A 12942-nucleotide genomic window follows, 5' to 3' on the forward strand; every position below is an offset into this window, starting at 1 on the left:
GGGAGTACGGGAACGGCATCCGCTCTGAACATCGCCCGGCGATCGGGCGAGAGGCGCAGGGAGCGTTGCTGAACAACGCAACGCGTTGGCCCGCCGCTCAGGGATGAGGGGCGTAATCGCGCGGGCCGGGTGGACAGGGAGTGGCTTAAGCGCCTTTCCGGACTGACCGTACTCCCCTGGCAGGCACGGTCAGGCACCGTTTACAAATAAAAAAACCCCGGCAAGCCGGGGTCTGTTTTGCTGAAAAGGGTGTTGCCGGTGATTAGCCCGCGACAGCGATACGCTTCATATCGGTCATGTAGCCACGCAGCTTGCGGCCCACGGTTTCAATCGGATGCTGACGAACGGCTTCGTTGACGTCACGCAGCTGCGCGTTGTCGACCTGTGTGCCTTCAATCGCTTTACCCAGATCGCCAGGCTGCAGCGTGGTCATGAACTCTTTCAGCAGCGGCACCGCCGCGAAGGAGAACAGGTAGTTACCATATTCAGCGGTGTCGGAGATCACCACGTTCATCTCATACAGGCGTTTACGGGCAATGGTGTTTGCGATCAGCGGCAGCTCATGCAGCGACTCATAGTAAGCTGACTCTTCGATGATGCCTGCGTCAACCATGGTTTCAAACGCCAGCTCAACGCCCGCTTTAACCATCGCCACCATCACCACGCCTTTGTCGTAGTACTCCTGCTCTTCGATTTTGCCTTCGTACTGAGAGGCCGTTTCGAACGCGGTCTGGCCGGTCTCTTCACGCCAGGTCAGCAGTTTTTTATCATCGTTGGCCCAGTCTGCCATCATGCCGGAGGAGAATTCGCCGGAGATGATGTCATCCATGTGCTTCTGGAACAGCGGCGCCATGATGGTTTTCAGCTGCTCTGACAGCGCATAGGCGCGCAGTTTCGCCGGGTTAGAGAGGCGATCCATCATCAGGGTGATGCCACCAAACTTCAGCGACTCGGTGATGGTTTCCCAGCCGAACTGGATCAGTTTCTCTGCGTAAGCCGGGTCGGTGCCTTCCGCCACCAGCTTGTCGAAGCAGAGCAGTGAACCGGCCTGCAACATGCCGCACAGGATGGTCTGCTCGCCCATCAGGTCAGATTTCACTTCGGCAACAAACGAAGATTCCAGTACGCCAGCGCGGTCGCCACCGGTCGCAGCAGCCCAGGCTTTGGCAATCGCCATGCCTTCGCCTTTTGGATCGTTTTCCGGGTGAACCGCGATCAGGGTCGGCACGCCGAAGCCACGCTTATACTCTTCACGGACTTCCGTACCCGGGCACTTCGGTGCCACCATGACGACGGTGATATCTTTACGGATGCTTTCGCCCACTTCGACGATGTTGAAGCCGTGAGAGTAGCCCAGTGCAGCACCATCTTTCATCAGCGGCTGAACAGCCTGAACCACAGCAGAGTGCTGCTTGTCCGGCGTCAGGTTGACCACCAGGTCCGCCTGCGGGATCAGATCTTCGTAGGTGCCCACTTTGAAACCGTTATCGGTCGCTTTACGCCAGGAAGGACGTTTTTCCGCAATCGCTTCAGCACGCAGTGCATAGGCAACATCCAGACCGGAATCGCGCATGTTCAGACCCTGGTTCAGGCCCTGTGCGCCACAGCCAACGATAACGACTTTTTTGCCTTTCAGGAAACTGGCACCGTCTGCAAATTCGTCGCGAGCCATGAAGCGGCATTTACCTAATTGCGCTAACTGGTTGCGCAGATTCAATGTGTTGAAATAGTTAGCCATGGGAACTCCGGTAAGGTTGTGTTTGCTTTTTTTGTTCAGGAACGGCGTGTCATGCAACGCCGCGAATGACCCCATCATATGACAGGAATTCTGTTGCTTAAATTGATATATTAACAACGTCACATTGCAATAAATGCAACACCACTCAGAGGCGACGCGCGCATGGATTTACGGGATCTGAAACTGTTTCTTCATCTGGCAGAAAGCTGCCACTTCGGGCGCAGCGCGCGGGCGATGCATGTCAGCCCCTCCACGTTGTCGCGCCAGATTCAGCGGCTGGAGGAGGATGTCGGTCATGCGCTGTTCCTGCGCGATAACCGCACCGTGACGCTGACGGAGGCGGGTGAACGCCTGCGCCAGTTTGCCCAGCAGACGCTGTTGCAGTATCAGCAACTGCGCCATGTGATGGATCTGAATGGCCCGTCGCTGAGCGGCGAGCTGCGCCTGTTCTGCTCGGTGACGGCGGCCTACAGCCATCTGCCGCCTATCCTCGACCGCTTTCGTGCGGAACATCCGCAGGTCGAGATCAAACTGGATACCGGCGATGCCGCAGATGCGGTGGAAAAAGTGCACTCCGGCGATGCCGATTTAGCGATAGCGGGTCGCCCTGAAACCCTGCCCGCCAGCATCGATTTTATGCCCCTGGGGCTGATTCCGCTGGTGCTGATCGCGCCCGCTCTGCCCTGCGCCGTGCGCACCCAGGCCACGCAGCCACAGCCCGACTGGTCAAAAATTCCCTTTATCCTGCCCGTGCAGGGCCCGGCGCGGCGGCGTATCGACCTCTGGTTCCGCCGTCATCGCATCCCGAATCCGTTAATTTACGCCACGGTGTCGGGGCATGAAGCGATTGTCTCGATGGTAGCGCTGGGCTGCGGCATTGCGCTACTGCCAGATGTGGTGCTGGAAAACAGCCCGGAACCGGTGCGTAACCGCGTGCTGATGCTGGAGAATGTGGAGTCTGTCGCGCCGTTTGAGCTGGGCATCTGCGTACAAAAAAAGCGGCTCGGTGAGCCGCTTATCAGTGCGTTCTGGAGCCAGCTGTAATCAGCTGCCTGACAGGAAGAAGCGGAATGCCGGGTTCTGGCTTTCGTCGTGAAAGTCGTAACCCAGATCGGTGAGGTGCTCTTCAAACCGTGGCTCATCGCTGCCAAGTTCAAACGCGGCCAGCACCCGGCCATAATCGGTGCCGTGGCTGCGGTAGTGGAACAGCGAGATATTCCAGTGGGTGCCGAGCGTCTGCAGGAACTTCAGCAACGCGCCCGGCGCTTCCGGGAATTCAAAACTGAAAAGCCGTTCACGCAGCGGTTTGGTCGGACGGCCGCCGACCATGTAGCGCACATGCAGTTTCGCCATCTCATCATCGGAGAGATCGACCACCTGATAACCGCCACAGGTCAGCTCGCCGATGATTTCGCTGCGCTCTTCCATACCCCGGGTCAGTCGCACACCCACAAAGATGCAGGCTTTGTCCGCATCGGCGTAGCGATAGTTGAACTCAGTGATAGACCGTCCGCCCAGCGTCTGGCAGAAACGCAGGAAACTGCCCTGCTGTTCCGGGATGGTGACGGCCAGCAGTGCTTCACGCTGTTCGCCCAGCTCGCAGCGCTCAGAGACGTAACGCAGGCCGTGGAAATTGACGTTGGCACCGGATAACACATGCGCCAGCCGCTCGCCTTTGATCTCATGCTGCTGGATATACTTTTTCATGCCCGCCAGCGCCAGCGCACCCGACGGCTCCGCCACAGCACGAACATCTTCAAACAGATCTTTCATGGCCGCACAGATCGCATCGCTGTCGACCGTGATGACTTCGTCGATGTAGGACTGACAGAGCCGGAAGGTTTCGCTGCCAATCCGTTTAACCGCAACGCCCTCAGCAAACAGCCCGACGCGCGGCAGGTCGACCGGATGACCCGCCTCCAGCGCCGCTTTCAGACAGGCGGAGTCCTCTGACTCCACCGCGATCACTTTGATCTGCGGCATCAGCTGCTTGATCAGCACCGCAACGCCGGCCGCCAGGCCACCGCCGCCCACCGGGACAAAGACCCGGTCAAGGTGCGCATCCTGCTGCAGCAGCTCCATGCCCAGCGTGCCCTGCCCGGCAATGACGGCCGGATGGTCAAACGGCGGAACGAAGGTATAGCCGCGCTGTTCAGAGAGTTCAATCGCTTTGGCTTTCGCCTCGTCAAAGTTGGCCCCGAACAGGAAAGCCTCACCGCCAAATGCGCGTACCGCATCAACCTTGATGTCTGCGGTTGCCAGCGGCATCACAATCAGTGATTTGATGCCCAGTTTCGTGGCTGAGAGCGCCACGCCCTGCGCGTGATTTCCGGCTGACGCCGTTACCACGCCGCGCGCTTTCTGCTCTTCATTGAGGCCGGCAATCATCGCGTAAGCCCCGCGCAGCTTGAAGCTGTGCACCGGCTGACGATCTTCCCGCTTCACCAGAATGGTGTTGCCGAGACGCGATGAGATTTTTTCCATAACCTGCAGCGGCGTCACCTGTGCCACTTCATACACCGGTGAACGCAGTACTGCGCGCAAATACTCCGCGCCGCCTGGCGCGTCGGGTAGCGGTTGAGACTCGGCCACGGTTAGCCTCCCAGCTTGCTCTTATCGCGGACCGCACCTTTGTCGGCGCTGGTCGCGAGTGATGCGTAAGCACGCAGCGCAAAGGAGACTTCACGCTGACGATTGACCGGCGTATAGGCCGCATCGCCACGCGCCTGCTGCTCTTCACGACGGGCGTGCAGTTCGTTGTCCGGCACGGCGAGTTTAATGCCGCGATTAGGGATATCGATCTCGATGGTGTCACCATCCTTGACCAGCGCAATGGTGCCGCCGTTGGCCGCTTCCGGCGAGGCGTGACCGATTGAGAGGCCGGACGTGCCACCCGAGAAGCGACCGTCGGTGATCAGGGCACAGCTTTTGCCCAGGCCCATCGATTTCAGGTAGGTGGTCGGATAGAGCATCTCCTGCATACCCGGCCCCCCTTTTGGCCCTTCGTAGCGGATAACGACCACGTCGCCCGCCACCACTTTGCCGCCCAGAATCGCTTCTACCGCGTCATCCTGGCTTTCATAGACTTTGGCCGGGCCGGTAAAGGTGAGGATCTCTTTATCTACGCCTGCGGTTTTCACGATGCAGCCATCTTCCGCAATGTTGCCGTAGAGCACGGCCAGACCGCCATCCTGCGAATAAGCGTTTTCGCGGGTGCGGATGCAGCCTTCAGCACGATCGTCATCAAGCGTATCCCAGCGGCAGCTCTGCGAGAACGCCTGGGTGGTACGGATACCGGCAGGGCCCGCGCGGAACATATCTTTTACCGCCTGATCCTGAGTCAGCATGATGTCGTACTGATCCAGCGTTTCACGCATGGTCTGCTGCAGGATGTTGCGGGCGCTGCTGTCAAACAGGCCAGCGCGATCCAGCTCGCCGAGAATCGCATAGACGCCACCCGCACGGTGCACATCTTCCATGTGGTATTTCGGGGTGCTGGGTGCCACTTTACAGAGCTGAGGCACTTTGCGTGACAGGCGGTCGATGTCAGAGATGTTGAAGTCGATATCGCCCTCCTGCGCCGCCGCCAGCAGGTGCAGGACGGTATTGGTGGAGCCGCCCATCGCGATATCCAGCGTCATCGCATTTTCAAACGCCGCCTTACTGGCGATATTTCGCGGCAGGACGTTTTCGTCATCCTGCTCGTAGTAACGTTTGGTCAGGCTGACGATACGCTTACCGGCATTGATGAACAGCTCTTTACGGTCGGCGTGGGTGGCCAGCAGCGAGCCGTTGCCCGGCTGCGACAGGCCGAGAGCTTCGGTCAGGCAGTTCATGGAGTTAGCGGTGAACATACCAGAGCAGGAGCCGCAGGTCGGACAGGCAGAGCGTTCGATCTGCTCGCTGTCGGCATCGCTGACGTTGGGGTTCGCCCCCTGAATCATCGCATCCACCAGATCCAGTTTGATGATCTGGTCGGACAGTTTGGTTTTACCGGCCTCCATCGGGCCGCCGGAGACGAAGATCACCGGGATGTTCAGGCGCAGTGACGCCATCAGCATTCCCGGCGTGATCTTGTCGCAGTTCGAGATGCAGACCATGGCATCGGCACAGTGTGCGTTGACCATGTACTCGACAGAGTCAGCGATCAGCTCACGCGAAGGCAGGGAATAGAGCATGCCGCCATGGCCCATGGCAATACCGTCATCCACCGCGATCGTGTTGAACTCTTTGGCTACGCCACCTGCCGCTTCAATCTGCTCAGCAACCAGCTTACCCAGATCGCGCAGATGGACGTGGCCCGGCACAAACTGGGTGAAGGAGTTGACGACGGCGATAATCGGTTTGCCGAAATCGTCGTCGGTCATTCCTGTTGCGCGCCAGAGGGCACGGGCACCCGCCATGTTGCGGCCGTGGGTGGTGGTAGCGGAACGGTACTTAGGCATGCTCTTTACTCCAGTGAAAATAAGTTCGCGGACATCCAGCGATATCCGCGCAAGGTCTGGTTACGCGTTAACCGGGTCCAGCCAGCCCCATTTGTCTTCGGTCTCGCCGGTGAACAGGCCAAAGAATGCCTGCTGAATGCGTTTGGTGACCGGGCCGCATTTGCCTTCGCCGACCTGAATACGGTCCACGCTGCGCACAGGGGTGATTTCTGCTGCAGTACCGGACATGAAGACTTCGTCGGCCAGGTAGAGAGATTCACGCGACAGCGTCTGTTCGCGCACTTCGATACCCATATCACGCGCCAGCGTGATGATCGCATCGCGGGTGATGCCCGGCAGTGCCGAAGAGGTAAATGGCGGGGTAAAGAGCACGCCATCTTTGACTTCAAACAGGTTTTCGCCTGCGCCTTCTGAAATCAGACCATTGGTATCCAGCGCGATCCCTTCCTGATAGCCGTGACGACGGGCTTCGCTGCCCACCAGCAGTGAGGAGAGATAGTTTCCGCCCGCTTTCGCGGCGGTCGGCAGAGTATTTGGCGCAACGCGGTTCCATGAGGAGACCATCGCATCAATTCCGTTCTCCAGGGCTTCAGCGCCCAGGTATGCGCCCCACGGGAATGCGGCGATAATCACATCGGTGGTGAAACCGTCTGGCGGGTTTACGCCCAGGCCTACATCGCCGACAAAGGCCAGCGGACGGATATAAGCACTTTTCAGTTTGTTTACGCGGATGACTTCGCGGCACGCTTCCATCAGCTCATCAACGCTGCTTTTAATCGGGAAACGGTAGATTTTGGCGGAGTCGTGCAGACGTTGCATGTGTTCACGATGACGGAACACAACCGGTCCTTTGTGAGAGTCGTAGCAGCGCACGCCTTCAAATACCGACGTACCGTAGTGCAACGCGTGGGACATAACGCTGACCTTCGCCTCTTCCCACTTAACCATCTCGCCATTGAACCAAATAAAGTCTGCTTTCTTCGTGCTCATTGTTATTCCCTCTCGCGGCTACGCGCGAATTTGTTGTGTTGTCTGTTGTTGAATCTGAACGCATGCGACGTCGATCAATTTGCTTAACTGCGAAGACAGTAAATCGACGGAACGCTGGCTGGCAACGGTCATTTCAATATTAATATTTTCTGCATTGGCGACGGAGGCCATGTTCATGGAACAGACCTGAAAACCGCGATGACGCACGACACGCAGAATGCGCTCCAATATTTCAGGACGGAATCGGGCTTCGATAGACAATTGATGCTGGTTCATACGGTTTTCTCCATCATGTTTGCATTGCTGGCACCCGGCGGTACCAGTGGCCAGACGTTTTCATGCTCATCAATTGCAACATGCAGGAAGTAAGGACCTTCGCTGTTCAGCAGAGCATCAAGGGCGGCGTCGACCTGATCTTTACGGGTAATACGCTGGCCGGGAATATCAAACGCACTTGCCAGCGTGAGGAAGTCGGGGTTGTCAGAGAGATTGGTTTCGCTATAGCGACCGTCGAAAAAGAGCTGCTGCCACTGGCGCACCATGCCCAGACGCTGGTTATCCAGCAGCAGGATCTTCACAGGCAGCCTGCCACGCTTGATGGTGCCCAGCTCCTGAATATTCATCATAATGGAGCCGTCACCTGAAACGCAGATGACGGTGTCTTCCGGGCGGGCCACCTGAGCGCCGATGGCGGCGGGTAAGCCAAAGCCCATGGTGCCTAAACCGCTGGAGGTGATGAAGTTCTCAGGTGCGCTGAAAGCCATGTGCTGCGCGGTCCACATCTGGTGCTGTCCAACATCGGTGGTCACTACGGCATCGGCGGATTTGCGATCCGAGAGCTGCTTCAGCAGCAGCGGGGCATAGATCGCCTCGCCTGGATGGTCATAGCGCCAGGCGTGGCTGGCTTTCATCGCCTTCACTTCGTCACGCCAGGCGTCGATTTGCAGCGGCTGACTCAGCGCGGGCAGCAGATCGTTAAGATCGCCCTGCAGTGAGACATGCGCGCGACGCAGTTTGTTTAATTCTGCCGGATCGATGTCGAGATGAATGACGCTGGCGTGCGGGGCAAAGGTATCCAGCTTGCCGGTCACACGGTCATCGAAACGGGCACCGACTGCAATCAGCAGGTCACACGCCTGTACGGCGAAGTTGGCGGCTTTGGTACCGTGCATCCCCAGCATACCGAGATAAACCTCGCTGTGAGGATCCACGCTGCCCAGCCCCTTTAAGGTTGCGACGGCCGGAATACCGGTCTCTTCTGCCAGCGCACGCAGTGCCGGGACAGCCTGCGCCAGACCCACGCCGCCGCCGATATACAGCATCGGTTTTTTAGCCTGCGCCATCAGGGCTCGTGCCTCGTGGATCGCCTGATGTGGCAGAGTGTTGTCCTCTTCGACCGACATTAGATGCGGAGCAGGTTCACCCTGTGCAACCTGAATATCTTTTGGGATATCAACCAGTACCGGACCCGGGCGACCCGACTGTGCCAGCGCAAACGCCTCGGCCATGATGGCGGGCAGCTCATCCAGCGACTCTACCAGGAAGCTATGTTTAGTGCAGGCCAGCGAAAGGCCGAGCACATCGATCTCCTGAAATGCATCAGTGCCGATGAAGGCAGAGTTGACCTGCCCCGTTATCGCCACAACCGGGACGGAATCCATCATCGCATCCGCCAGACCCGTGATCAGGTTGGTCGCGCCAGGACCCGATGTCGCGATGCAGACGCCGGTTTTGCCGGTAGAGCGCGCATAACCAATCGCCGCCATCACCGCGCCCTGCTCATGACGACACAGAAGGTGTTCCACGCCGCCATCATAGAGCGCGTCGTATACCGGCATGATTGCGCCGCCCGGGTAACCAAATACGGTATTCACACCCTGCGCGCGTAAAGCCTGAACTACCCACTGTGCACCTGTCATCGCTATTCTCCTGTGTCCTGACCGGAACAACAGAATTTTATGCTACTGTTCATTGTTTGTTCCTTGTGGATTTGCTGATATTTCCTCGGCTCGAAAAAAAACCCCCGGACCTTTCGGTGCGGGGGTTTTTCGGATTCGAGGCTTGATTTTTAAGCCTTTCTTTCTCCAAGCGTTGCCCCGCACGGTAGGTTAATAACCACCACCACGCTAATCACGACCAGGCTAATCACTTGTAGAAGGGCTTTCATGTATTGTTCAATTCTTTTACGTGTTCGAAGTAATGCCTACAGAGTTATCATAGTCAGGGGTAATGATACAACTTTTTTTGCAGCTTTTTTTTCGTGCCTGCGGGCGGAGTCGCACCTATCAATCTGTAATAAAAGAAATAATTACGTGATGATAATTATTCATCACTTTAGTGACGTAATGATATTCTGGTGAATTTGCGTACAGCTTCGCAGCGTTCTGATACAGCATTGAAACAGGGCTGACAGGTTGTGCATTGCTCCGAAGCATGAAAATGCTGCCCTCGCTTTCCTGTTATGTCGTGCTCAGAATGACGGCCATAAGGAGCGACTATGTCATTATCAAAAGTTCTGACCCGGGCAGCGTTGGGAGTGGAAGCCCCGCTGGTGACCATTGAAGCCCATATCAGTAATGGCCTGCCCGCCTTAACGCTGGTAGGGCTGCCTGAAACCACTGTGAAAGAAGCGCGCGAGCGGGTGCGTAGCGCCATTATCAACAGCGGATTCACCTTCCCGGCAAAGCGTCTCACCATCAATCTTGCCCCGGCAGATCTGCCCAAAGAGGGCGGGCGGTATGACCTGCCGATGGCCATCGCTATTCTGGTCGCCTCTGAACAGCTTCCGGCCGATAAACTGGCGCACTATGAGTTTCTTGGTGAACTGGCGCTTGACGGTGCGCTGTGCGGGGTACAGGGCGCGATTCCGGCAGCAATGGTAGCGATTCAGGCAGGACGACAACTGGTTCTCTCGGCGGAAAATCAGGACGATGCCGGGTTAATCCGTCAGGGCGCATCCCTCGTCGCCTCACACCTCAGCGAGGTATGCGCTTTTTTGCGCGATGCGATCACTTTGCCCGTGGCCCGCGCCCCTGAACATCAGGAATACACGCCGTCTGAAGATCTCGCGGATATGATTGGTCAGGAACAGGGGCGCAGAGCTTTGGAGATCACGGCCGCAGGCGGACACAACCTGTTGCTGATTGGGCCTCCCGGCACCGGTAAGACCATGCTGGCCACCCGGCTTCCCGGTATCATGCCTGCACTGAGCGATCGGGAAGCGCTGGAGTGTGCGGCGATTGCCAGCCTGGTCAACAGCAGCGCCCTGCACCGCCAGTGGCGTACCCGGCCATTCAGGTCACCTCATCACAGCGCCTCGCTTTATGCCCTGATTGGCGGCGGATCCCTGCCGCGTCCCGGCGAGATCTCGCTGGCTCATAATGGTGTGCTCTTCCTGGATGAACTGCCGGAATTTGACCGCAGGGTGCTTGATTCTCTGCGCGAGCCGCTGGAGTCTGGCTGCATCGCCATTTCACGCGCCCGCGCTAAAGTCACCTATCCGGCACGCTTTCAGCTGGTTGCGGCGATGAACCCAAGCCCAACAGGACATTATCAGGGACAGCATAACCGCTGCTCTCCTCAACAGGTGCTGCGTTATCTCAGCAAGCTATCGGGCCCTTTTCTGGATCGCTTTGATCTTTCGCTGGAGATACCGCTGCTGCCCGGCGGCATGCTCAGTGGGCAGCGCCCTGCTGCGGAAGCCTCTGAGCGGGTTCGTCAACGGGTTATCGCCGCGCGCGACGTGCAACTTGTCCGCGCCGGAAAGATTAATGCCCATCTGAATAACGCCGAGATCGTACGCTGGTGCCAGCCCGTTAAAGAGGATGCGGCGTGGCTGGAATCTGTGCTGGAGAAGCTGGGTTTATCTGTACGGGCCTGGCAGCGGATCCTGAAAGTGGCGCGCACGGTGGCCGATCTGGCCGGCGAGCGGGAGATTACCCGACTTCATCTGCAGGAGGCCGTCAGTTACCGGACGATTGACCGGTTAATGATTCATCTGCACAACAGCCTGCAATAAAAAAGGGGCTTTCGCCCCTTTTCTGTTAATCGTCGCTGTCGCTAAAGTCTTCAACGGTATCCATCTGCGGTTTACCGCCAGACAGCGTATGGAAACGCTTGGGACGCTTAATGCGGGTCATGTATTTGGACCAGACGCGTTCTGCTTCCGTCTGCGGTTCACGCACACCACGACATACTTCAATAAACAAACGCTCTTCTTCGGTTACAGGCTCACGCTTTGATAAATCCAGCTCATTAAAGGCAAAACCGTGGCGTTCAAGAAGCTGAGCTTCTTTAATAGTAAAGTCACCGTGACGTGAGAAACCACGCGGGTAATGTTTGTTATCAAAGAAACGATTCTCTGTTGAGAAGCTTTCCGCCATGTTACACGCTCCTGATTTTCTAATGCCGTGCTGTTAATGGCGCGGAGTATTAGATAGGCTTGACAGAGTGTAAAACAAAACATTTAAATCTATACGACAAACATTTTTTGGGAGAAGGCTGTGGATACGGAATTACTGAAAACTTTCCTGGAAGTGAGCAGAACACGCCATTTCGGGCGTGCTGCAGAAGCCCTTTATCTCACGCAATCTGCCGTCAGTTTTCGCATCCGTCAGTTAGAAAATCAGCTTGGTGTGAATCTTTTTACACGCCATCGCAACAACATCCGTCTGACGGCGGCCGGAGAGCGGTTACTCCCTTACGCTGAGAGTCTGATGAGCACCTGGATGATGGCGAAGAAAGAGGTCTCTCACACACAGCAGCACCATGAGCTCTCCATAGGGGCCAGCGCTTCGCTATGGGAGGCTTATCTGACGCCATGGCTACAGACGTTGTATGAGAACCGCGAGAGCCTGCATCTGGAAGCACGCGTAGCGCAGCGGCATCTGCTGGTTAAGCAGCTTCATGAGCGCCAGCTGGATCTGTTGATCACAACCGAAGCGCCTAAGATGGATGAGTTAACCAGTCAGCAGATTGGGCATATCTCGCTGGCGCTGTTCTGCGCCCGCCAGAGTGAGAAGCGCGAACATTACGACTATATCAAGCTGGAGTGGGGAGCAGACTTTCATCAGCATCAGAGTTATCTTTCCGGCGCTGACGATGTGCCGGTCCTGACAACAACCTCTGCGCATGTCACCCGCGAACTGCTGCATACCACCGGAGCGTGCGCGTTTCTGCCCGACTTCTGGCAGAGTCTCTACAGCGAATTAATGGTCATTCCGGATACTCCGGTGGCCGTTCGTCCCCTCTATGCGGTCTGGTTGCAGAACAGCGATCAACAGGCACATATCCGTCAGCTGCTGAAATTCCCGATTCTGGTAAGGCAAAATAGCTGAAATCAGGGGAAAAAACAGGCGGGAGAAATAAGAGACCAGTTAGTGTTAACTGGTTTTTTGCTTTTTTAAAGGCAAAAAAAAATCCTTTGCCGAAGCAAAGGATCGTTTTCTGGCAGGGGCGGAGGGACTCGAACCCCCAACACCCGGTTTTGGAGACCGGTGCTCTACCAATTGAACTACGCCCCTAAAAGGGTGGCGGAACGGACGGGGCTCGAACCCGCGACCCCCTGCGTGACAGGCAGGTATTCTAACCAACTGAACTACCGCTCCACCGGTTCTTTCACAGCCATCAGCGCCTCGCTGATACCTGTCTGTTCCTTCTTGTTTTCCCTGTCAGAGGAAAAGGAACGTGTTTGATGCCTGGCAGTTCCCTACTCTCGCATGGGGAGGCCCCACACTACCATCGGCGCTACGGCGTTTCACTTCTGAGTTC

11 protein-coding genes, 2 tRNA genes and 1 rRNA gene are annotated in these 12942 nt (G+C 57.0%); 3 read left to right on the top strand and 11 right to left on the bottom strand.

The window, feature by feature from the left end:
• Positions 1-262: 262 nt before the first annotated feature.
• Positions 263-1738: a ketol-acid reductoisomerase gene (gene ilvC / locus ACR6AS_RS18910; RefSeq protein ID WP_111141107.1), complete on the bottom strand. Its 1476-nt coding sequence runs from the start codon at positions 1736-1738 to the stop codon at positions 263-265.
• A gap of 162 nt (positions 1739-1900) precedes the next feature.
• On the opposite strand from ilvC, the gene ilvY reads away from it, so the two are divergent.
• Entirely contained in the window at positions 1901-2782 is an 882-nt protein-coding gene (gene ilvY / locus ACR6AS_RS18915; RefSeq protein WP_111141105.1) for an HTH-type transcriptional activator IlvY, read from the top strand.
• Here ilvY and ilvA read toward each other — a convergent pair whose 3' ends face one another.
• From ilvA to ilvL, 6 genes are all read right to left on the bottom strand, one after another.
• Positions 2783-4330: a threonine ammonia-lyase, biosynthetic gene (gene ilvA / locus ACR6AS_RS18920; protein WP_418804037.1), complete on the bottom strand. Its 1548-nt coding sequence runs from the start codon at positions 4328-4330 to the stop codon at positions 2783-2785.
• A 2-nt stretch (positions 4331-4332) separates the two neighbouring features.
• Complete coding sequence (gene ilvD, locus ACR6AS_RS18925) at positions 4333-6183, bottom strand: dihydroxy-acid dehydratase (protein WP_111141101.1); 1851 nt, start codon at positions 6181-6183, stop codon at positions 4333-4335.
• Between the two features lie 60 nt (positions 6184-6243).
• Positions 6244-7173: a branched-chain amino acid transaminase gene (locus ACR6AS_RS18930; RefSeq protein WP_111141100.1), complete on the bottom strand. Its 930-nt coding sequence runs from the start codon at positions 7171-7173 to the stop codon at positions 6244-6246.
• Positions 7174-7191: 18 nt separating this feature from the next.
• Complete coding sequence (ilvM, locus tag ACR6AS_RS18935; RefSeq protein ID WP_008926359.1) at positions 7192-7449, bottom strand: acetolactate synthase 2 small subunit; 258 nt, start codon at positions 7447-7449, stop codon at positions 7192-7194.
• Entirely contained in the window at positions 7446-9092 is a 1647-nt protein-coding gene (gene ilvG, locus ACR6AS_RS18940) for an acetolactate synthase 2 catalytic subunit (RefSeq protein ID WP_434163503.1), read from the bottom strand. The genes ilvM and ilvG overlap by 4 nt, the downstream gene beginning before the upstream one ends.
• 149 nt (positions 9093-9241) lie before the next feature.
• Positions 9242-9340, bottom strand: coding sequence for an ilv operon leader peptide (gene ilvL, locus ACR6AS_RS18945; RefSeq protein WP_072101316.1), 99 nt, complete (start codon positions 9338-9340; stop codon positions 9242-9244).
• Positions 9341-9670: 330 nt separating this feature from the next.
• Here ilvL and ACR6AS_RS18950 point away from each other — a divergent pair, with 330 nt between their 5' ends.
• Positions 9671-11191 (top strand): YifB family Mg chelatase-like AAA ATPase, encoded by a 1521-nt coding sequence (locus tag ACR6AS_RS18950; protein WP_418799584.1) that lies wholly within the window; start codon positions 9671-9673, stop codon positions 11189-11191.
• A gap of 25 nt (positions 11192-11216) precedes the next feature.
• On the opposite strand, the gene ACR6AS_RS18955 is transcribed toward ACR6AS_RS18950, so the two are convergent.
• Positions 11217-11555, bottom strand: a complete 339-nt coding sequence (locus tag ACR6AS_RS18955) for a MaoP family protein (protein WP_111141094.1) — start codon at positions 11553-11555, stop codon at positions 11217-11219.
• 120 nt (positions 11556-11675) lie between these two features.
• Here ACR6AS_RS18955 and hdfR point away from each other — a divergent pair, with 120 nt between their 5' ends.
• Positions 11676-12509 carry an HTH-type transcriptional regulator HdfR gene (gene hdfR / locus ACR6AS_RS18960; protein WP_111141092.1) on the top strand — a complete coding sequence of 278 codons (834 nt, stop codon included), beginning with the start codon at positions 11676-11678 and terminating at the stop codon, positions 12507-12509.
• A gap of 110 nt (positions 12510-12619) precedes the next feature.
• Here hdfR and ACR6AS_RS18965 read toward each other — a convergent pair.
• The 3 genes from ACR6AS_RS18965 to rrf form a co-directional block, all read right to left on the bottom strand.
• Positions 12620-12695: transfer RNA gene (locus ACR6AS_RS18965), tRNA-Trp, on the bottom strand.
• 7 nt (positions 12696-12702) lie between these two features.
• Positions 12703-12779: transfer RNA gene (locus ACR6AS_RS18970), tRNA-Asp, on the bottom strand.
• 88 nt (positions 12780-12867) lie between these two features.
• Positions 12868-12942 (bottom strand): 5S ribosomal RNA (rrf, locus tag ACR6AS_RS18975); the annotation flags it as partial.

Origin of the sequence: Pantoea phosphatilytica (assembly GCF_051025615.1) — a bacterium.
Classification (GTDB): domain Bacteria; phylum Pseudomonadota; class Gammaproteobacteria; order Enterobacterales; family Enterobacteriaceae; genus Pantoea.

Coding starts and splice junctions, on each gene's coding strand:
- ilvC (WP_111141107.1), bottom strand. CDS start 1,738: ATGGCTAACTATTTCAACACATTGAATCTGCGCAACCAGTTAGCGCAA.
- ilvY (WP_111141105.1), top strand. CDS start 1,901: ATGGATTTACGGGATCTGAAACTGTTTCTTCATCTGGCAGAAAGCTGC.
- ilvD (WP_111141101.1), bottom strand. CDS start 6,183: ATGCCTAAGTACCGTTCCGCTACCACCACCCACGGCCGCAACATGGCG.
- ACR6AS_RS18930 (WP_111141100.1), bottom strand. CDS start 7,173: ATGAGCACGAAGAAAGCAGACTTTATTTGGTTCAATGGCGAGATGGTT.
- ilvM (WP_008926359.1), bottom strand. CDS start 7,449: ATGAACCAGCATCAATTGTCTATCGAAGCCCGATTCCGTCCTGAAATA.
- ilvG (WP_434163503.1), bottom strand. CDS start 9,092: ATGACAGGTGCACAGTGGGTAGTTCAGGCTTTACGCGCGCAGGGTGTG.
- ilvL (WP_072101316.1), bottom strand. CDS start 9,340: ATGAAAGCCCTTCTACAAGTGATTAGCCTGGTCGTGATTAGCGTGGTG.
- ACR6AS_RS18950 (WP_418799584.1), top strand. CDS start 9,671: ATGTCATTATCAAAAGTTCTGACCCGGGCAGCGTTGGGAGTGGAAGCC.
- ACR6AS_RS18955 (WP_111141094.1), bottom strand. CDS start 11,555: ATGGCGGAAAGCTTCTCAACAGAGAATCGTTTCTTTGATAACAAACAT.